The following is an 18,442-nucleotide window of genomic DNA, read 5'->3' on the forward strand; positions in this document are numbered from 1 at the left end:
CGTGCGATCGCCGACTGGATTCAGTTCTACAACCACCGACGGCCCCACCAAGCGCTGAAGATGAAGACCCCGGCTGAGGCATTCGCTTTAGCCGCCTAACCTGTGCAGGTTTCACTGGGTCATTACACGGGAGCCAAGACGGTGCTGACCGAAGACGGTCCGATCCGCATCGAAGTGCCGCGCGACCGCAATGGCAGCTTCGAGCCGCTGCTCATTCCCAAACACGAGCGACGCTTCAAGGGCTTCGACCACAAGATCGTTGCCATGTATGCCCGGGGCATGACCGTGCGCGAGATCCAGGTCTTCCTGCTGGAGCAATATGCGACGGACGTCTCGCCCGAGTTCATCAGCTCGGTCACAGATGAGGTGATGGCCGAAGTCACCGCCTGGCAGGCCCGACCACTCGATCCCATGTATCCGGTCGTGTTCTTCGACGCGCTACGGGTCAAGATCCGGGAGGACGCCGTGGTGCGCAACAAGGCCGTCTATCTGGCGCTGGGCGTGCTGCCCGACGGCACGCGTGACATTCTGGGCCTGTGGACCGAGAACACCCAAGGCGCCAAGTTCTGGATGAAGGTGTTCAACGACCTCAAGACGCGCGGGGTGGGTGACTCCTGATCGCCGTGACAGATGGCCTCAAGGGCATGCCCGAGGCGCTGGCGGCCGTGTTCCCCGCGACCACGCTGCAGACCTGCATCGTCCACCTGATCCGCAACAGCCTGGATTACGCGAGCTGGAAGGACCGTCGTGAGTTGGCTGCAGCGATTCGACCGATCTACACCGCACCGAGCGAAGAGGCCGCGCAGGCGGAGCTCGAGGCGTTTGCCGACGGCCCGTGGGGGCAGCGATACCCGACGGTCAGTGCCGCTTGGCGCAACGCCTGTGACCGCGTGATTCCGTTCTTTGCGTTTCCACCGGCCGTACGCAAGGTGATCTACACGACGAACGCCATTGAGAACATCAACGCGCAACCACGCAAGATCATCAAGACCCGAGGCCACTTCCCAACCGATGAGGTTGCGACGAAGCTCATCTGGCTGGCACTGCGCAACATCACGGCCGGTTGGAGCCGTGCCGCTCACGACTGGAAACAGGCCATGAACCAATTCGCTATCCTCTACGCGGATCGATTCGTTCGACCGTCCGTGTGAATCTCAACCTCGCCTTGAACACTGAAATCCTGACACCCCCGGTTAAACCGCCACCCAATCCCCCGACTTCCCCCCATGCTTTTCCAATAGCCGCACATCCCCAATCACCATCCCCCGATCCACAGCCTTACACATGTCGTAGATCGTCAGCAGCCCCACCTGGACCGCAGTCAGCGCTTCCATTTCCACGCCGGTCTGCCCACGCGTCTCCGCGCGAACAGTGCAGCGGACGCTGTGCCCAGCCTCATTCAGTTCAAACTCCACCGCCACCTTCGTCAACGCCAGCGGATGGCACAACGGAATCAAATCCGACGTCCGCTTTGAGCCTTGAATCGCAGCAACGCGCGCAATCCCCAGCACATCGCCTTTCTTGGCGTTGCCATCGCGCACCAGCGCAAACGTCTCGGGCAGCATGCGGATCGTGCCGGTGGCTACGGCCACGCGGTGCGTGACGGCCTTGTCGCCGACGTCGACCATATGGGCTTGTCCGGCGGAATCGAAGTGGGTGAGTTGCGACATGAGTGACAACGCGTTTTGCGGATGCAGGGTACGAAGCGTTTTATGATAGCAAGCACCCGGCTTGCGGCGATGTGGCCGCGCTGATTCCGCTCTCCGTGCTTTCCGTATGACGCTTTCCTTTTTTCGGCCGCGCGTCCGCAAGCTGACGGCCGCTGTGTTGTTGTCGACGTGGCTGGCGCCCCTGCCGTTGCCTGTGCTGGCGCAGGTGGCGGCGTCCGCGCCGGCGGCCTCGGTTAACCCGGGGTTGGGTTCTGCCGCGGCAGCTGATCAGGTGCAGAGCAACCTGAATCGCAGCGTGCAGATCGGCCGGCAGTCGCCGTATTTGCCGAAGGAGCCGACCGTCATCGACGCGCCGACGTACGAGTTGCCCGATATGGGCGATCCGTCGACGGCGTCGCTGTCCCCCGAGATGGAGCGGCGTCTGGGCGATCGCGTGATGCGCCAGATCCGCCGCGATCCGGACTTTGTGCCCGACCCGCTGATCACCGATTACCTCAATACCATCGGCTACAAGCTGATCGAAGCGGCGCGCCGTCAGCACGTGGCGGGCAGCACGTCGGCGTCGAGCTTTGAACTGTTTGCCGTGCGTGATCCCGGCATCAATGCGTTTGCGTTGCCGGGCGGCTACATCGGCGTGAACACGGGTACGTTGGTCGCGACCGAGAGCGAATCGGAGTTGGCTTCGGTGCTCGGCCACGAAATCGGGCACGTGCTGCAGCGGCATATTGCGCGCGGCATTGATAAATCCGGTGAGTCGATGTGGATTGCGCTGGCGTCGATTCTGCTGGCCGGTCTTGCGGCCACCAAGAGCGGTGACGCCGCGCAGGCGCTGGCGATGGGCGGGCAGGCGGCGGCGGTGTCGAACCAGCTCGCGTTCTCGCGCGGCGCGGAACGCGAGGCCGACCGCGTCGGTTTCACGCTGCTCACCGGCGCAGGCTACAACCCGGACGGCATGCCGGACTTCTTCCGTCGCCTGCAGCGCGTCACGAACATTGCCGATACGGGCGTGATTCCCGGCTATGCGCGCACCCACCCGCTGACCGGCGAGCGCATCGCCGACATGGAAGACCGCGCGCGTGGCCTGCCACATCCGCGCCAACCGCGTCGCCCGGAATTTGGTTTTGCGAAGGTGCGTGCGCGCGTGCTGCAGGAAACGTCGACGAGCGCGTACATTGATGTGCGCAATGCGATGCGCTCGCAATTGTCGTCAACGCCGGATGCGCCGGTCGAGAAGCGCGCGGCGCTGTGGTACGGCGTGGCGGTTGCCAATCAGATGGCGGGACGGCTGGACGATGCTGAAGAGGCGCTGCAGGAGGCGCGACGCCTGTACGGCAACATTCCCGGCATCACGTCCGGCAGCGTCGAGCTGGACGTCACGGCCATCGAACTGGCACGCGCGCGTAACCGTGCGCCCGAGGCGCTGACGTTGGCACGCGCGGCGCTGGCTGCGTATCCGCTGTCGCGCGCGGTGGGCATCACTTATGCGCAAACGCTGCTATCTGCCGGCCGGACCGATGACGCGATTCCGTACCTGAAAGACAAGACCCGCGAAGACACTGCCCAGCCGATCTGGTGGGACATGCTCGCCAGGGCCTACGCCGACAAGGGCAGGCGCGTTGAGCAGCATCGCGCGCTGGCAGAGAAATACGCGCGGGATGGGGCGTGGGGATCAGCAGTGGAGCAGCTCAAGCTCGCCCGCGATGCGGGGGATGCGGATTTCTACACGCTGTCCGAAGTCGATGCGCGCTTGCACCAGATGGAGCGGCAATACCGGGAAGAGAAGGCGGAAGACAAGGCGCTGCCGAAGTAGGGCCGGTGGGCCGATCGGCGCTATTCCGCTGGCCGCGCCACGAAGCCATAGCGCTTTGCGACTTCTGCGCGCGCAATCGGCTCGATGTCGAACGCCTGATCGCCCAGCGTCAGCGTTCCCAGCGCGGCTCCGCAGGCGTCTACGTGCCATTGGGCCAACGACGAGAACGGCTCCAGGTCATGATCGTGCAGCACGGCAATGGTCTCTTCCGCCTCACATCCGCCAACGCGGCCCGAGAGCAGCACGCTGCCGTGTTCGTCGACAAAGCAGCCGCTCGGCGAGAACGCAGCGCCGGTGGTCGTCGTGAATGCCGCCGGCGCGCAGTCGGCTGACAACCGCGCCACCCACGGCGTGTAATCGAGTTCGACAAACACCCGCTGCGGCCCGTTTTGAAAGAACCAGCGCCCCGTATCGTCATGCGCGTAGTTGCGCACGATGAAATCGATGAGCGCGGTGTGGCGGATCGGCTCGCCGGAGAGTTTGTTGGCCTGCGCATATTCGTTGCGCATGCGCCATTGGCCGCGCCGATCCAGCGCCAGCCAGCCAAAGCAATTCGGCACGTTCGGCCACTTGGCCATGGCTTGGCGGACGATGTCATCCATGAGCGTCCTCCGCGTTGGCTTGGTGGCCCAGTACATCATCGAAAAAGCGCAGGACCCGTGCGGGCATCCAATCGACGCGGCCCGTCTTGCCATGACGCAGCAGGAAGCCGACATGGCCGCCGTGCAACGGTTGGTCCAGCGTGATGTCGGGGGACACGTCGGCCATGCCGGGCAGATGCTGTCCGGGCAGGAACGGATCGTTGCGCGCGTTCAGCACCAGCACCGGCACGCGAACCTCGCGAAGCACGGGTTTGGACGAGGCGCGCGTCCAGTAGTCGAGCACGTCACGAAAACCGTGCAGCGGCGCGGTGACGAGGTTGTCGAATTGCCCCAGCGTGCGCGTGGCCATCATGGCGGCGCGGTCGTACAGGCCGGGATGCTGGTCGAGCTTGGCGTTGGCCTTGTCTTTGAGCGTGCGCAGGAACATGCGCGTGTAGACCATGTTGAAGCCCTTGGACAACGCTGCGCCGCCGGCCCCCATGTCCAGTGGCGCGGAGACCGTCGCCGCGGCGCTCACGTAGCGGGCATCGGTGCCGTGCTCGCCCAGGTAGCGCAGCAGCGCGTTGCCGCCCAGCGAGATGCCGACAACCAGCAGCTTGCGGCTCTGCGGCTGGCAAACCGTCCGGTAAAGGCGTTCGAGGATCCACGCGATCTCGGCGCCATCGCCGCAGTGGTACATGCGCGGCGCGAGGTTCATCTCGCCCGAACACCCGCGAAAGTGCGGAATGACGCCTTGCCAGCGGCGCGCGCGCAGCGCGTCCATCAGCAGCCGCGCGTAATGGCTGCGCGAATCGCCCTCCAAGCCATGAAACATGACGACGAGCGGTGCGTGCGCGTCGGTCTCGTGCGTGGTCCAGTCGAGGTCGATGAAGTCGTGGTCGGGCGTGTCCCAGCGTTCGCGCCGATACGCAATGCGCGGAAAGCGCCATAGGCGCGCTGGCACGATCGTCTGTGCATTGCCGCCGATCAACCACCACGGCGAACGGAACGCGTGCGGCTCGAACGGCCCTGCGAGCAGGGCGCCCAGATTCAGTTCAAAGGGAGTGGCGTGGCGAGACGGGTGGGTCATCGATCGAGACGGCTGCCACGCCCAGCACGGCAGCTTAGTGCAGAGAGTGCGTAACGCTGGCGATGGAGGCGGCCACGCGTTCTTCAGCGGCCTGGCTGGAATGGACGTGGGCGATGCGCCAGCCTTCGTGGTTCTGCATCAGCACGTAGGTCGTATGCACGTACAGATCGGCCTCGGTGGCGGTGGCCGAAAAGCGCAGCGCTTCCGTGGCTTCGAAAATCGACACACCCAGCGACGAATGCACCTGTTGCGAGAGGCATTCGATCCAGACCGGATTCTTCTCGACCAGCGCATCTAGGCAGCCGCGCAGTTGCTCGTGGCCGTGCAGGCGCTGGCCGTCGGGCAGGATGAAGCTCACCGAATCCTCGTCGAGCCACAGCTTGAGCGCGCCATCGGCATCGCGGCGCTTGAGCGCATCGCGATAGGCTTCGAGGATGTCCTCGGCGGCTTCGAACAGGCGGGCAAATCGTGGCATGGCGGTGAACGTTAAGGACAGCGTACTACTGCGGCTGCAGCAGCCGGCGCAATTCATGAAACACCATCTCGGGGCCGATGTCGCGCAGGCAGCGCAAGTGGCCCAGCGGGCATTCGCGTGCAAAGCACGGACTGCACTCCAGATGGAGCCACATGATACTCGCAGCAGGCGACAGCGGAGGCGTGTGGCGGGGGTCGCTGGAGCCGAATACGGCCACCTGCGGGCGCCCCAGGGCAGCCGTCACGTGCATCAGGCCAGAGTCGTTGCAGATGGCGGCTTCGGCGCGGGCGAGCAGTTCGATCGCTTCATCCAGCGAGGTCTCGCCGCACAGGTTGCGCACGAACGGCGCGCGCTCGACGATGGCGTTGGCCATCTCGCGGTCCTTGCCCGAACCGAGCGCGACGATCTGCGCGTACGGGAACGAGCGGCGCAGCATCTGCGCCAGCTCTGCGAAGTGCTCGGCCGGCCAGCGCTTTGCTGGGCCGTATTCCGCGCCGGGGCAGAAGGCAATCAGCCGCGCGTTGCCAGGAATGCCGAACTTGGCGGACGTGGCTGCCACGCGCTGCACATCAACGTCCAGCTTCGGGTCGGGCAGCGTGTCGGGCAGCTTGGCATGGGGCTTGAAAGCCAGCGCCGCGTAGTGCTGCACCATCGGCGGACGCGCATTCTTGGGCGGATTCGGGTAGCGCACGTTCAGCACGCCCAGCCGCGACTCGCCCTTGTAGCCGATACGCAGCGGAATGCCGGCCAGCCACGGGATCAGCGCGCTCTTGAACGAGTTCGGCAGCACATAGGCTGCGTCGAAGGTTTCGCCCTTGAGCTGCTGCGCGAACATCGTGCGGCTGCCGAGCTGCAGCTTGCCGTGGGCAAGTTCGGTGGGCAGTACGCGCGCGATTTCCGGCATGCGCGCGAGCACGGGCGCGACCCATTTCGGGGCAATGGCGTGGATCTGCGCGCGCGGGTGCCGCGCCTTGAGCTGCGCAAACAGCGGCTGCGCCATCAGCGCATCACCGATCCAGTTGGGGGCGACGACGAGGATCTTGCGCATCATCGAATCGCCTGGCGGGCGCGGCGTCCGGTGTACTGCAGGTGAATCGGGCTCAATGGTGGCCCTTCAGTTCAACGCCGGGGGCCAGCTTGTAGACGGTGCCGCAGTACGGGCACTTGGCTTCGCCGGTGTCGGCGATGTCAAGGAACACGCGGGGGTGGTAGTTCCAGGCCGGCGTTTTGGCGGTCGGGCAATGCAGCGGCAGGTCGTCTGCGCCGATTTCGATCGTGGGTGCGGTTTGCGTGGTCATGGTGAGTGAGGAGTGCCGGCGCGGTCTGAGCAGGTCAGCCACGCCCTGATATGGGCCGCAGGTTCAAAAACCGACAAAAGCGAAATTGTAAGGGGTGGGCGCAGGCGCGCCAACGCCGATTGTTGCAGTGCGTGGTGCCCGGCATGAATCCCTCATTAGACGTGGCGCACGCGCTTTGTCGTTAAGCGGATGCTTAACATCAAAAGTATAATCGTGCGTTTCCTACGAGCCACCCATGTCGCCCCCGACGTTCCTGCGCGCCCGCGCTGCCGGCTGCCCCTGCCCGGCTCATCAAAAAAAGTCTTTTTCGCCACTTTTGGGGGCGCCATGGCGCTAGTCCGCTGGGCGGCAGCGTTGCAGCGCCGCTGGGAGGCCATCGATCCGGCTGAACGTGCGGGCTTCTTTGCAGGCGTACGCGCCTATATGCCGTCGATGCCGCCGGTGCTGGCCTGGGGGCTGGTGACTGGCGTGGCGATGAGCAAATCGGTACTGACCATCCCGCAGGCCATCGGCATGACGATCTTCGTGTATGCGGGGTCGTCGCAGCTGGCGGTGCTACCGCTGCTGGCAGCGGGCTTGCCGATCTGGACGGCGCTGCTGACGGCGTTCATCGTCAACGTTCGCTTCATCATCTTCAGCGCCGGGCTGATGCAGCATTTCGGGCATTTGCCGTTCATGCGGCGCGTGGTCCTGGGCGTGTTCAACGGCGATCTGCCGTTCGTGCTGTTCACCCAGCAGTACCCCTCGGCCGCGCCGCAGGCGGGCAAAGAGGGCTATTACTGGGGCATGGTCCTGCTGAGCTTCGTTGGCTGGCAGGTGTCGTCCATCCTGGGCATCGTCGCGGCGAGCCTGTTTCCCGATGCGTGGGGCTTGGCGCTGGCCGGGACGCTTGCGCTGATTCCTGTCATGGTGTCGACCATTCGTAGCCGTGCCACGCTCATGGCGGTGGCTGTGGCGGCGGTGCTGGCGCTGGTTGCCTTCAAGCTGCCGTATCGATTGAGCCTCGTAATTGCCGTCACGGGTGCGATGGCCGCCGGCTTGGCCGCGGACGAAGTCGCCGCGCGTCTGCAGTGGCAGCGCCGACGGGCCGCGCACGTCGCAATTGACGAGGACGATGCATGAGCGCGCTCGAAATCTGGCTGGTCATTGCCGGCATGACGGTCGTGACAATCGTCACACGCTCGTTGTTCCTGATCGTGGGCAACCGCATGACCCTGCCCACCCGCGTGCAGCACGCGCTGCGCTTTGCGCCGGCTGCCGCGCTCGTCGCCATCGTCCTGCCCGACCTGCTCTGGAATCACGGGCACTTCGACGCGAGCTGGACCAACCCGCGCCTGATGGCCGGAATTGCTGCCACCGCGTTCTACGTTGCCACGCGGCGCATGCTCGGCATGATCTTCGTCGGCATGGGCGTTTTTACCGTGCTGCGTCTCTGGGGATGAACATGTCGGCTTCCAATCGCAACGGCGTGATCTTCGCGTTTCTGGCCTACACGATGTGGGGCTTGTTTCCGCTGTACTTCAAGCTGCTCAAGGCGGTGTCGCCGGTCGAGATTCTCTCGCACCGGGTGATCTGGTCATTGGCGGTGATGGTGGTGATCCTGCTCGCGAAGCGGCACGGGGCGTGGTTGTGGGCGCTGCGCACGCAACCGCGTGTGGTGGGGCGCTACGCGGTCAGCACCAGTCTGTTGGCTGCGAACTGGCTGACCTACATCTGGGCCGTCAACCACGACCATGTGCTCGAAGCCAGCCTGGGCTATTTCATCAACCCGCTGGTGGTAGTGATGCTCGCCGCGCTGGTGCTGGGCGAGCGGCTGCGGCCGGTGCAGTGGGTGTCGGTGGCGCTGGCGGCAGCCGGCGTGTCGTGGCTGACCTGGCAGGCCGGCACGCTGCCGTGGATTGCCCTGGCGCTGGCGTTCTCGTTCGGGTTCTACGGCCTGCTGCGCAAGACCTCGCCGCTGGGCGCGCTGGAAGGGCTGACGCTGGAGACGTTGCTGCTGTTCCCGCTGGCGCTGGCCTATCTCGGCTGGCTGGCTTCGCAGCATCAGAACGCCTTCCTGGCCGCGTCGCCGGGCACGCAGTGGCTGCTGGCGCTGGCCGGCCCGCTGACGGCGCTGCCGCTGCTGCTGTTTGGCGCCGGCGCGCGGCGGATTCCGCTGTCGCTGCTGGGTTTGCTGCAATACGTGAGCCCAACGCTGCAACTGCTGCTGGGCGTATGGCTCTACAACGAGCCGTTTGCGGGGCCCAAGGTGGCGGGCTATGTGCTGATCTGGGCAGGTCTGGCCGTGTATTCGGCCGAAAGCTGGATGCAACTGCGCCGCCGCACGCCGCTGCCGGCGTAGTCCCCGCCAATCGGCCTCGGCAAGACGGCCGAGGCCGGAGGACTCCGCCGAGAAACGCACGTTTTGACCAGGCGCATCGGGTAAAATCGTCGTTTTCCGCGATTTCTTCCGAAGCTGCCATGCCTCACGTCCTGCGTCTGTCCGATCTCATCTCCGAAGGAAAGCTTGCCGGTAAGCGCGTGTTCATCCGCGCCGACCTCAACGTGCCGCAAGACGATGCTGGCAACATCACCGAAGACACGCGCATCCGCGCTTCCGTGCCGGCCGTCAAAGCCGCGCTGGACGCCGGTGCCGCCGTCATGGTGACCTCACACCTGGGCCGTCCGACCGAGGGCGAATTCAAGCCGGAAGATTCGCTGGCGCCGGTTGCCAAGCGTCTGTCCGAACTGCTTGGCCGTGACGTCAAACTCGTCCAGAACTGGGTTGACGGCGTGGAGGTCGCACCCGGCCAGGTCGTCCTGCTGGAAAACTGCCGCGTGAACAAGGGCGAGAAGAAGAACAGCGACGAGTTGGCCCAGAAAATGGCCAAGCTGTGCGACGTCTACGTCAACGACGCCTTCGGCACTGCCCACCGCGCGGAAGCCACCACCCACGGTATCGCCAAATTTGCACCGGTCGCCTGCGCCGGTCCGCTGCTGGCCGCCGAACTGGATGCGCTGGGCAAGGCACTGGGTCAGCCGGCACGTCCGCTGGTCGCCATCGTGGCCGGCTCGAAGGTGTCGACCAAGCTGACCATCCTCAAGTCGCTGGCCGACAAGGTGGACAACCTGATCGTCGGTGGCGGCATTGCCAACACGTTCATGCTGGCTGCCGGCCTGAAGATCGGCAAATCGCTGGCGGAAGCCGACCTCGTGGGCGACGCCAAGGCCATCATCGACATGCTGGCTGCGCGCGGGGCGTCGGTGCCCATTCCCGTTGACGTGGTGTGCGCCAAGGAATTCAGTGCCACCGCGGCCGCCACCGTCAAGGACGTGGCCGATGTGGCCGACGACGACATGATCCTCGACATCGGCCCGAAGACGGCTGCGCAACTGGCCGAACAACTGAAGACCGCCGGCACCATCGTCTGGAACGGCCCGGTCGGCGTGTTCGAATTCGACCAGTTCGGCAATGGCACCAAGGTGCTGGCCGAGGCGATTGCTGCCTCGTCGGGTTTCTCGATTGCGGGCGGCGGCGACACACTGGCTGCCATCGCCAAGTACAACATCGCCGACAAGGTGGGCTATATCTCCACCGGCGGCGGTGCGTTCCTCGAATTCCTGGAAGGCAAGACACTGCCGGCTGTCGAAATCCTGGAGCAACGCGCGCAGAATCAGGCCGCTGGGGCCTGACCGCCAGCGCCGCCAACATCCCCACCACAACAACGAGACACCGCCGCCCATGACCCGCGCTACCAAGATCGTCGCAACGCTCGGCCCCGCGTCCAGCACGCAGGAAGTCCTGACCCGCATGATCGCCGCGGGGGTCGACGTGGTGCGGCTGAACTTCTCGCACGGCGCGGCGCAGGATCACATCGATCGTGCAAAGCTCGTGCGCGAAGTGGCGCGCTCGGTGGGCCGCGAGGTGGCCATCATGGCCGACCTGCAGGGTCCGAAGATCCGCGTTGGCAAGTTCGAGAACGGCAAGATCACGCTTGAGCCGGGCGATCGCTTCACGCTCGACGCCCGCTGCGAGCTGGGCAACCAGGAGCGCGTCGGCCTCGACTACAAGGAACTGCCGCGCGACGTTGGCCCGGGCGATCTGCTGCTGCTCAACGATGGGCTGATCGTGCTGCAAGTCGAGCGCGTGGTGGGTGAAGAGATCGAGACCATCGTCAAGATCGGCGGCGATCTGTCCAACAACAAGGGCATCAACCGCCAGGGCGGCGGCTTGTCGGCGCCGGCGCTGACCGCCAAGGACATGGAAGACATCAAGACCGCGATGGCGCTGGGCGCCGATTACGTCGCGGTCAGCTTCCCCAAGAACGCGACCGACATGGAGATGGCCCGCCAACTGGCTGCCGTGGCCGGTGCGCCGCATAACCACAAGACCCGCATGATCGCCAAGATCGAGCGTGCCGAGGCCATCCGCCCGGGCGTGCTCGAAGAGATCCTGGCTGCGTCCGACGGCATCATGGTCGCGCGTGGCGACCTGGCCGTGGAAGTGGGCAACGCAGCCGTGCCGGCGCTGCAGAAGCGCATGATCAAGCTGGCCCGCGAAAACAATAAGCTGGCCATCACCGCCACGCAGATGATGGAATCGATGATCGTCAATCCGGTGCCGACGCGCGCCGAGGTGTCGGACGTCGCCAACGCCGTGCTCGACGGTACCGATGCCGTGATGCTGTCGGCGGAAACCGCCGCCGGCCGCTACCCCGTCGAGACCATCGAAGCCATGGCCGCCATCTGCGTCGAAGCCGAGAAGTCGCAAACCGTGCATCTCGATGCAGATTTCCTCGACCAGACCTTCAGCCGCATCGATCAGTCGATTGCCATGGGCGCGCTGTTCACGGCGCACCACCTGCAGGTCAAGGCGATTGCCGCGCTCACCGATTCCGGCGCTACGGCGCTCTGGATGAGCCGCCACGGCATCAACATCCCCATTTATGCGATGACGCCCAACGTGGCGTCGCAGCGCAAGATGGCCCTGTACCGCAACGTGCAGTCGCTGCCGCTGGCCAACAGCGCCGACCGCGACGAAGCCCTGCACCAAGCCGAAGAACTGCTGGTCGCGCGCGGCGTCGTGCAGCGTGGCGACTTCATCGTCCTGACCGTCGGCGAGCCAATGGGCCAGGCCGGCGGCACCAACACGCTCAAGATTGTTCGCGTCGGCATGCACTGACGCCCACGACGGAACGCCGTTTGCTACGTCTATCAGACGTCCACGCGTTCCTGAGACCGAATACAGATCGATCCATAGGAGAAAACCATGCCACTCGTCTCGATGCGCCAACTGCTGGACCACGCCGCTGAAAACGGCTACGGCCTGCCGGCATTCAACGTGAACAACCTGGAGCAAGTCCAGGCTGTGATGGAAGCTGCCAAGGAAGCCGGCGCACCGGTCATCCTGCAGGCCAGCGCAGGCGCCCGCAAATACGCCGGCGAATCGTTCATCAAGCACCTGATCCAGGCTGCTGTCGAGGCTTATCCGGAGATCCCGCTGGTCATGCACCAGGATCACGGCCAAAGCCCCGCGATCTGCCAGGGCGCCATCGACCTGGGCTTCGGCTCGGTCATGATGGACGGCTCGTTGCGCGAAGATGGCAAGACGCCGGCTGATTTCGACTACAACGTCGACGTCACCCGCCGCGTGGTCGAGATGGCGCACAAGGTTGGTGTGACCGTTGAAGGCGAACTCGGCTGCCTGGGCTCGCTGGAGACCGGTATGGCCGGCGAGGAAGATGGCCACGGCGCGGAAGGCAAGCTCGACCACTCATCCCTGCTGACCGACCCGGAAGAGGCTGCCCAGTTCGTCAAGGCTACCCAACTGGACGCGCTGGCGATCGCCATCGGCACCAGCCACGGCGCCTACAAGTTCACGCGCAAGCCTACCGGCGACATCCTGGCGATCAGCCGCGTGAAGGAAATCCATGCACGCATCCCGAACACCCACTTGGTGATGCATGGCTCGTCGAGCGTGCCGCAAGAACTGCTGGCCATCATCAACCAGTACGGCGGCAAGATGAAGGAAACCTACGGCGTGCCCGTCGAGGAAATCCAGGAAGCCATCAAGTACGGCGTGCGCAAGATCAACATCGATACCGACATCCGGCTGGCCATGACGGGCGCGGTGCGCAAGTTCCTGGCCGAAAACCCGGACAAGTTCGACGCCCGCGAATGGCTTAAGCCGGCGCGCGAAGCCGCCAAGCAAATCTGCAAGGCGCGCTATATCCAGTTCGGCTGCGAAGGTCAGGCGGGCAAGATCAAGCCGATCGGCCTGTCAGTGATGGCGCAGAAGTACCAAAGCGGCGATCTGGCGCAAGTGGTGCAATAAGCATTTTGCGTCACATTTAGCAAACGGCTGGCACTGCGCCAGCCGTTTTGCATTGCATGGGCCATCTTATGGGCCACCCATGGGCCACGTATAATGCTGGCCTTCCACGTTTTCTTATCTCCTCCCGGGTTCCGCCGTGTCCGCCACCCCTGCATCCTCCGCCCTTTACGAATCGTCGATCACCAGCCTGCCGTTGCTCGGCCGTGGCAAGGTGCGCGAGAACTACGCTGTCGGCGACGACAAGCTGCTGATGGTCACCACCGACCGCCTCTCGGCGTTTGACGTGATTCTTGGCCAGCCGATTCCGGACAAGGGCCGTGTGCTCGCGCAGATGTCGGATTTCTGGTTCAACAAGCTGCGCCACATCGTGCCGACACACGAGACGGGCATCGCGCCGGAAACCGTGGTGGCCCCGAACGAAGTCGACCAGGTGCGCGGCCGCGCCATTGTGGTCAAGCGTCTGAAGCCGATCCTGGTGGAAGCCGTGGTGCGCGGTTACTTGGCCGGCAGCGGCTGGAAGGATTACCAGGCCACCGGCGCCGTGTGCGGTGTGCATCTGGCCCCCGGCCTGCAGAACGCGCAGAAGCTGCCCGAGCCGATCTTCACCCCCGCCGCCAAGGCCGAGATGGGCGAGCACGACGAGAACATCTCGTTCGATGAAGTCGAGCGCCGCATCGGCCCGGACCTCGCCGCGCAGATCCGCGACGTGAGCATCCGCCTGTACAAGGAAGCCTCGGACTTTGCCGCCACGCGCGGCATCATCATTGCCGACACCAAGTTCGAGTTTGGCCTGGACGAAAACGGCACGCTTACGCTGATGGACGAGGCGCTCACCGCAGACTCGTCGCGCTTCTGGCCGGCCGATTCGTACCAGGTCGGTACGAACCCGCCGTCGTTCGACAAGCAGTTCGTGCGCGACTGGCTCGAAGCCGTGCGCATCGATGGCAAGCCGTGGCCGAAGACCGCGCCGGCGCCGCAACTGCCTGCCGACGTGATCGAAAAGACCGCTGACAAATACCGCGAGGCGCTGACCCGCCTGACCGGCGAGTCCCTGCGATAAACCGGAGCGATGACAATGACCGCACAGCAATCTGCTCCGCTCGTTGGCGTGGTGATGGGCTCCAGCTCCGACTGGGAAGTGATGCGCCACGCCGTCGATACGCTCACGCAGTTCGGCATTCCCTTCGAGGCGCAGGTTGTCTCGGCGCACCGCATGCCGGACGACATGTTTCGGTACGCCGAAGCCGCACGCAGCCGTGGTTTGCGCGCCATCATCGCCGGCGCGGGCGGGGCGGCGCATCTGCCGGGCATGATCGCCGCCAAGACGATCGTGCCGGTGTTCGGCGTGCCGGTGCCGTCCAAGTACCTGCGCGGCGAAGACTCGCTGCTTTCCATCGTGCAGATGCCCAAGGGCATTCCGGTGTCGACGTTCGCCATTGGTGAAGCCGGTGCCGCCAACGCAGCGCTGGCTGCCATTGCCACCATCGCCACCACCGACTCGGCCCTTGCCGACAAGCTCGAAGCTTTCCGCGCCCAGCAGACCGAAGTCGCACGCGGCATGACGCTCCCTGTGCACGGCGCCTAAGTAACCTACGACCCGATTCATGGCCGACGACCTGAACCCGCGCCTGGCGCAAGCCCACACCGCGGAATCCCGCGCGCTGAACGTTCCCAACGCGATCCTGCCCGATGCCTGGCTTGGCATGCTCGGCGGCGGCCAGCTCGGCCGCATGTTCACGCACGCCGCGCAGGCCATGGGCTACAAGGTCTGTGTGCTTGATCCGGACCCGAACAGCCCCGCCGGCACCATCGCCGAGCGTCACCTGTGCGCGGGCTACACCGATGAAGCCGCGCTGGCCGAGATGGCCGCGCTGTGCCCGGCCGTCACGACCGAGTTCGAGAACGTGCCGGCGCAGGCGCTCGATCGTCTGGAGCAACTCGGCGCGTTCGTGGCGCCGCGTGCCAATTGTGTGTCGATCGCGCAGAACCGCATCGCCGAGAAGAAATTCTTCGCGCTGTGCGCCGCACGCACGGGCATCCACCCCGCACCGAGCTGGGTGATCGAGCATGAAGCCGATATCGAACAACTGCCCGCCGACCTGCTGCCCGGCATCCTGAAGATTGCCCGCATGGGGTACGACGGCAAGGGCCAGGCGCGTGTCTCGACGGTTGAAGAACTGCGCGCCGCCTGGGGCGCCATGCAGCACGTGCCGTGCGTGCTCGAGAAGATGCTGCCGCTGGCTTACGAAGTGTCTGTATTGGCCGCGCGCGGTGCCGATGGCAGCACGGCCACCTGGCCGCTGGCCGAGAACGTGCACCGTGACGGCATCCTGTTCTCAACGATCATGCCGTCGCGCAGCGTGTCGGACGACATTGCCACGCGCACACGCGCCGCTGCCGCGATGATCGCCGAAGAGATGGGCTACGTCGGCGTGCTGTGCATCGAGTTCTTCGTGCTGCAGGACGGCTCGCTGGTCGCCAACGAAATGGCGCCGCGCCCGCACAACTCCGGTCATATCACCATGGATGTGTGCGAGACGAGCCAGTTCGAGCAACAGGTGCGCGCCATGGCCCGCCTGCCGCTAGGCAGCACGCGGCAGCACTCGCCGGGGCGCATGCTGAATGTGCTGGGCGACGTGTGGTTTGAATACGGCCTGGAACGTACGCCCGCGTGGCACGAAGTGATGGGCCACAGCGGTGCGAAGGTCCACCTGTATGGCAAGGCCGATGCGCGGCCGGGCCGCAAGATGGGCCACGTGAACTGCGTCGGCACCTCGCCAGAAGTGGTGGACGAGGCGTTCCGCCACGCCGCGCACGTGCTCGGCCTGCAGTCCGACTAAAGACGAGCCGCCCATGCCGCATCGGACCACATCGCCCTACACCATGCCTTCCGCTGAGCGCCTCGATGAGGCCGCGCGCAGGCTGGAGGCAGGCGAGCTGGTCGCCTTTCCGACCGAGACCGTGTACGGCCTCGGCGCCGATGCCGAAAGCCCGTCGGCCATCGCCAAGATCTATGCGGCCAAGGGCCGGCCCTCCAATCACCCCGTCATCGTGCACGTGGTGGATGGCGCCGATATTTCCTATTGGGCCGACGATGTGCCCGGCATCGCACTGCAACTCATCGAAGCCTTCTGGCCGGGACCGCTTACGCTGATCCTGAAACGTGCGCCGCACATTCCGGCCGCCGTGGCAGGCGGGCAGGACAGCATCGGGCTGCGTTGCCCGTCGCACCCTGTGGCGCAAGCGTTGCTCTCGCGCTTCAAGCGCGGACGCGGCGGCATTGCGGCGCCGTCGGCCAACAAGTTCGGCCAGGTCAGTCCGACCACCGCGCAGCACGTGCGGGACGAATTCGGTGATGCCGTCTTCGTGCTCGAAGGTGACGGCGTGGACGTGGGCATCGAATCGACCATCATCGATCTCTCGCGGCTGGATCAGGGCATTGGCCCCGTGCTGCTGCGCCCGGGCGCTATCACGCCTGAGGACATCGAGCGCGTGACCGGCGAACTGCCGGCGGCTCCCGATGCCGCTGCGCCGCGCGCTTCGGGCACGTTAAAGGCGCATTACGCGCCGCGCACGCCGTTGTATCTGCTGTCGGCCGCCGATGTGTCTGCACGCCTGGCTGCACTGCCTGCGGACAAACGCATCGTGTGGCTCGGTGCCCCCGTGGCACTGCGTGATGGCTGCGACCAGCGCGTCGCCCCCGCCACGCCCGCCGCTTATGCCAACGCGCTCTACGCGCTATTGCGTGAGCTCGATCGCGGCGGTTACGACGCCATCTGGGTGGAAACCCTAGCCGATACGCCCGCCTGGGCGGCTGTCAACGACCGCCTGCGTCGCGCGGCCGCCGCGTTCGAGACGGACCTCTAATTCTTACGGGCCGCGCGTTCGCCGTGTGCCCGGCAACCTCGCTACACTTGGGCGTTGTGTCGTTCCGCGTGCTTCAAACACGCACGGCGAGGTTACGCACCGCGGCACCACAGACCATAAAAATTCCACACGGGAGACAGACATCATGAAGTTCCGTCAATGGATGGGCGTCGTCGCATCGGCGACCCTGGCCTTGAGCCTGGCCGCTTGCGGCGGCGAAAGCGATCAGAGCGGCAATCCCAACGTCGCCAAAGTGCAGCGCATGGTGGTGTTCGGCGACAGCCTGAGCGATGCCGGCACCTACACGCCGGCAGCGGCTGCCGTGGGCGGCGGCAAGTTCACTACCAACCCTGGCCCGGTCTGGGCGGAAACGGTGGCGGCGCAACTCGGTGTGGCCCTTACGCCGGCCGTCATGGGTTATGCCAACTCGGTGCAGAACTGCCCAAAACCTGGTTGCTTCGACTACGCGCAAGGCGGTTCGCGCGTGACCGACCCGAACGGTATCGGCCACAACGGTGGCGCCGGGGCGCTCACGTATCCGGTCAAGCAGCAACTCGCCAACTTCTACGCGGCCAGCAACAACACGTTCAACGGCAACAACGACGTGGTGTTCGTCTTTGGCGGCAACAACGACATCTTCTATTGGGCCGCCGCCGTGGCGACCCCCAATTCGGGTGTGACGCCTGCCATCGCCACCGCTCAAGTTCAGCAGGCGGCGACTGATCTGGTCGGTTACGTCAAGGACATGGTCAGCAAGAACGCAACGCAGCTTTACGTGTTCAACCTGCCCGACAGCAGCCTGACGCCGCAAGGCGTGGCGGGCGGTGCGGCAGGTCAGGCGCTGCTGCATGCGCTGGTGGGCACGTTCAACACCACGCTGCAGGCCGGGCTTGCCGGTACCGGTGCTCGCGTGATCGACTTCAATTCGCAATTGACGGCCGTGATTCAGAACGGTGCGATGTTCGGTTTCAGCAATACCAGCGTGCCGGCTTGCGATGCGACCAAGATCAACGCACTCGTGCCGGGTGCTGGCGGCAGCTCGCTGTTCTGCTCCGCCAACACGTTGGTGACTGCAGGTGCAGACACGGCGTACCTGTTCGCCGACGGCGTGCACCCCACCACAGGTGGCCATCGCCTGATCTCCAGCAACGTGCTGCAACGCCTGCTGGCCGACGGTGTAACGCACTGACCAAGCACCACTGAGCAAAATAACGCCCGCGCGAAGCGGGCGTTCTTGTTTGCGGCGATGGTTTCTATTTGGCGTCGGCCGCTGGCAAGGTCACGCCAAGTGCGCTGGCGTGGCCTTGACCACATCGCTCTGCGGCACGATGGCGAGGC

General features: G+C 65.1%; 18 protein-coding genes and 2 pseudogenes. 14 read left to right on the forward strand and 6 right to left on the reverse strand.

Translation table 11 applies throughout. The features are described 5' to 3' along the window. Together CFE42_RS11130 and CFE42_RS11135 are read left to right on the forward strand one after the other, a co-directional pair. Positions 1-96: pseudogene (locus CFE42_RS11130) on the forward strand (integrase core domain-containing protein); the annotation flags it as partial. Positions 97-132: 36 nt separating this feature from the next. Continuing rightward, positions 133-1,151 (forward strand): annotated as a pseudogene (locus CFE42_RS11135) (IS256 family transposase); the annotation flags it as partial. 42 nt (positions 1,152-1,193) lie between these two features. Here the strand turns inward: CFE42_RS11135 and moaC are convergent. Next, on the reverse strand, positions 1,194-1,670 hold the full coding sequence (moaC, locus tag CFE42_RS11140) for a cyclic pyranopterin monophosphate synthase MoaC (protein WP_004636142.1): 477 nt from the start codon (positions 1,668-1,670) through the stop codon (positions 1,194-1,196). A 106-nt stretch (positions 1,671-1,776) separates the two neighbouring features. On the opposite strand from moaC, the gene CFE42_RS11145 reads away from it, so the two are divergent. After that, positions 1,777-3,480, forward strand: a complete 1,704-nt coding sequence (locus CFE42_RS11145) for a M48 family metalloprotease (protein WP_004636140.1) — start codon at positions 1,777-1,779, stop codon at positions 3,478-3,480. Positions 3,481-3,500: 20 nt separating this feature from the next. Here CFE42_RS11145 and CFE42_RS11150 read toward each other — a convergent pair whose 3' ends face one another. The 5 genes from CFE42_RS11150 to CFE42_RS11170 are packed head-to-tail and all read right to left on the reverse strand — an operon-like array spanning position 3,501 to position 6,924. Then, the gene (locus CFE42_RS11150; protein WP_004636138.1) at positions 3,501-4,082 is read right to left on the reverse strand and encodes a DUF2946 family protein; all 582 of its coding nucleotides are present in this window, start codon (positions 4,080-4,082) and stop codon (positions 3,501-3,503) included. Further along, positions 4,075-5,151, reverse strand: a complete 1,077-nt coding sequence (locus CFE42_RS11155; protein WP_004636136.1) for an alpha/beta fold hydrolase — start codon at positions 5,149-5,151, stop codon at positions 4,075-4,077. Before CFE42_RS11155 ends, CFE42_RS11150 begins: the two co-directional genes overlap by 8 nt. 34 nt (positions 5,152-5,185) lie before the next feature. Then, positions 5,186-5,626, reverse strand: coding sequence for a nuclear transport factor 2 family protein (locus CFE42_RS11160; RefSeq protein ID WP_009239042.1), 441 nt, complete (start codon positions 5,624-5,626; stop codon positions 5,186-5,188). Positions 5,627-5,651: 25 nt separating this feature from the next. Then, the gene (waaF, locus tag CFE42_RS11165) at positions 5,652-6,677 is read right to left on the reverse strand and encodes a lipopolysaccharide heptosyltransferase II (protein WP_004636133.1); all 1,026 of its coding nucleotides are present in this window, start codon (positions 6,675-6,677) and stop codon (positions 5,652-5,654) included. A 49-nt stretch (positions 6,678-6,726) separates the two neighbouring features. Further along, positions 6,727-6,924, reverse strand: coding sequence for a zinc-finger domain-containing protein (locus CFE42_RS11170; protein WP_004636130.1), 198 nt, complete (start codon positions 6,922-6,924; stop codon positions 6,727-6,729). 327 nt (positions 6,925-7,251) lie between these two features. On the opposite strand from CFE42_RS11170, the gene CFE42_RS11175 reads away from it, so the two are divergent. The 11 genes from CFE42_RS11175 (at position 7,252) to CFE42_RS11225 (ending at position 18,293) form a co-directional block, all read left to right on the forward strand. Next, positions 7,252-8,046: an AzlC family ABC transporter permease gene (locus tag CFE42_RS11175; RefSeq protein ID WP_004636129.1), complete on the forward strand. Its 795-nt coding sequence runs from the start codon at positions 7,252-7,254 to the stop codon at positions 8,044-8,046. Next, complete coding sequence (locus CFE42_RS11180; protein ID WP_004636127.1) at positions 8,043-8,366, forward strand: AzlD domain-containing protein; 324 nt, start codon at positions 8,043-8,045, stop codon at positions 8,364-8,366. Before CFE42_RS11175 ends, CFE42_RS11180 begins: the two co-directional genes overlap by 4 nt. Positions 8,367-8,368: 2 nt before the next feature. Then, positions 8,369-9,265: an EamA family transporter RarD gene (rarD, locus tag CFE42_RS11185; RefSeq protein ID WP_004636125.1), complete on the forward strand. Its 897-nt coding sequence runs from the start codon at positions 8,369-8,371 to the stop codon at positions 9,263-9,265. A gap of 119 nt (positions 9,266-9,384) precedes the next feature. After that, on the forward strand, positions 9,385-10,596 hold the full coding sequence (locus CFE42_RS11190) for a phosphoglycerate kinase (RefSeq protein WP_004636123.1): 1,212 nt from the start codon (positions 9,385-9,387) through the stop codon (positions 10,594-10,596). Between the two features lie 49 nt (positions 10,597-10,645). Next, positions 10,646-12,085: a pyruvate kinase gene (gene pyk / locus CFE42_RS11195; protein WP_004636120.1), complete on the forward strand. Its 1,440-nt coding sequence runs from the start codon at positions 10,646-10,648 to the stop codon at positions 12,083-12,085. Positions 12,086-12,172: 87 nt separating this feature from the next. After that, a complete protein-coding gene (fba, locus tag CFE42_RS11200) occupies positions 12,173-13,237 on the forward strand; it encodes a class II fructose-bisphosphate aldolase (protein ID WP_004636117.1) in 1,065 nt (354 codons plus the stop codon). A 136-nt stretch (positions 13,238-13,373) separates the two neighbouring features. Then, on the forward strand, positions 13,374-14,297 hold the full coding sequence (locus CFE42_RS11205; protein ID WP_004636116.1) for a phosphoribosylaminoimidazolesuccinocarboxamide synthase: 924 nt from the start codon (positions 13,374-13,376) through the stop codon (positions 14,295-14,297). 15 nt (positions 14,298-14,312) lie between these two features. Beyond that, a complete protein-coding gene (purE, locus tag CFE42_RS11210; RefSeq protein WP_004636114.1) occupies positions 14,313-14,822 on the forward strand; it encodes a 5-(carboxyamino)imidazole ribonucleotide mutase in 510 nt (169 codons plus the stop codon). Between the two features lie 19 nt (positions 14,823-14,841). Then, positions 14,842-16,077, forward strand: a complete 1,236-nt coding sequence (locus CFE42_RS11215; protein ID WP_004636112.1) for a 5-(carboxyamino)imidazole ribonucleotide synthase — start codon at positions 14,842-14,844, stop codon at positions 16,075-16,077. Between the two features lie 13 nt (positions 16,078-16,090). Further along, positions 16,091-17,104, forward strand: coding sequence for an L-threonylcarbamoyladenylate synthase (locus CFE42_RS11220; RefSeq protein WP_004636109.1), 1,014 nt, complete (start codon positions 16,091-16,093; stop codon positions 17,102-17,104). Between the two features lie 145 nt (positions 17,105-17,249). Continuing rightward, the gene (locus CFE42_RS11225) at positions 17,250-18,293 is read left to right on the forward strand and encodes an SGNH/GDSL hydrolase family protein (protein ID WP_004636107.1); all 1,044 of its coding nucleotides are present in this window, start codon (positions 17,250-17,252) and stop codon (positions 18,291-18,293) included. The last annotated feature ends 149 nt before the right edge of the window (positions 18,294-18,442 follow it).

Origin of the sequence: Ralstonia sp. PBBBR1, assembly GCF_002256165.1 — a bacterium.
Taxonomy (GTDB): domain Bacteria; phylum Pseudomonadota; class Gammaproteobacteria; order Burkholderiales; family Burkholderiaceae; genus Ralstonia; species Ralstonia thomasii.

What these genes read in the sequence shown, in the direction of transcription:
- moaC (WP_004636142.1), bottom strand. Translation starts at nt 1,670, where the DNA reads ATGTCGCAACTCACCCACTTCGATTCCGCCGGACAAGCCCATATGGTC.
- CFE42_RS11145 (WP_004636140.1), top strand. Translation starts at nt 1,777, where the DNA reads ATGACGCTTTCCTTTTTTCGGCCGCGCGTCCGCAAGCTGACGGCCGCT.
- CFE42_RS11150 (WP_004636138.1), bottom strand. Translation starts at nt 4,082, where the DNA reads ATGGATGACATCGTCCGCCAAGCCATGGCCAAGTGGCCGAACGTGCCG.
- CFE42_RS11155 (WP_004636136.1), bottom strand. Translation starts at nt 5,151, where the DNA reads ATGACCCACCCGTCTCGCCACGCCACTCCCTTTGAACTGAATCTGGGC.
- CFE42_RS11160 (WP_009239042.1), bottom strand. Translation starts at nt 5,626, where the DNA reads ATGCCACGATTTGCCCGCCTGTTCGAAGCCGCCGAGGACATCCTCGAA.
- waaF (WP_004636133.1), bottom strand. Translation starts at nt 6,677, where the DNA reads ATGATGCGCAAGATCCTCGTCGTCGCCCCCAACTGGATCGGTGATGCG.
- CFE42_RS11170 (WP_004636130.1), bottom strand. Translation starts at nt 6,924, where the DNA reads ATGACCACGCAAACCGCACCCACGATCGAAATCGGCGCAGACGACCTG.
- CFE42_RS11175 (WP_004636129.1), top strand. Translation starts at nt 7,252, where the DNA reads ATGGCGCTAGTCCGCTGGGCGGCAGCGTTGCAGCGCCGCTGGGAGGCC.
- CFE42_RS11180 (WP_004636127.1), top strand. Translation starts at nt 8,043, where the DNA reads ATGAGCGCGCTCGAAATCTGGCTGGTCATTGCCGGCATGACGGTCGTG.
- rarD (WP_004636125.1), top strand. Translation starts at nt 8,369, where the DNA reads ATGTCGGCTTCCAATCGCAACGGCGTGATCTTCGCGTTTCTGGCCTAC.
- CFE42_RS11190 (WP_004636123.1), top strand. Translation starts at nt 9,385, where the DNA reads ATGCCTCACGTCCTGCGTCTGTCCGATCTCATCTCCGAAGGAAAGCTT.
- pyk (WP_004636120.1), top strand. Translation starts at nt 10,646, where the DNA reads ATGACCCGCGCTACCAAGATCGTCGCAACGCTCGGCCCCGCGTCCAGC.
- fba (WP_004636117.1), top strand. Translation starts at nt 12,173, where the DNA reads ATGCCACTCGTCTCGATGCGCCAACTGCTGGACCACGCCGCTGAAAAC.
- purE (WP_004636114.1), top strand. Translation starts at nt 14,313, where the DNA reads ATGACCGCACAGCAATCTGCTCCGCTCGTTGGCGTGGTGATGGGCTCC.
- CFE42_RS11215 (WP_004636112.1), top strand. Translation starts at nt 14,842, where the DNA reads ATGGCCGACGACCTGAACCCGCGCCTGGCGCAAGCCCACACCGCGGAA.
- CFE42_RS11220 (WP_004636109.1), top strand. Translation starts at nt 16,091, where the DNA reads ATGCCGCATCGGACCACATCGCCCTACACCATGCCTTCCGCTGAGCGC.
- CFE42_RS11225 (WP_004636107.1), top strand. Translation starts at nt 17,250, where the DNA reads ATGAAGTTCCGTCAATGGATGGGCGTCGTCGCATCGGCGACCCTGGCC.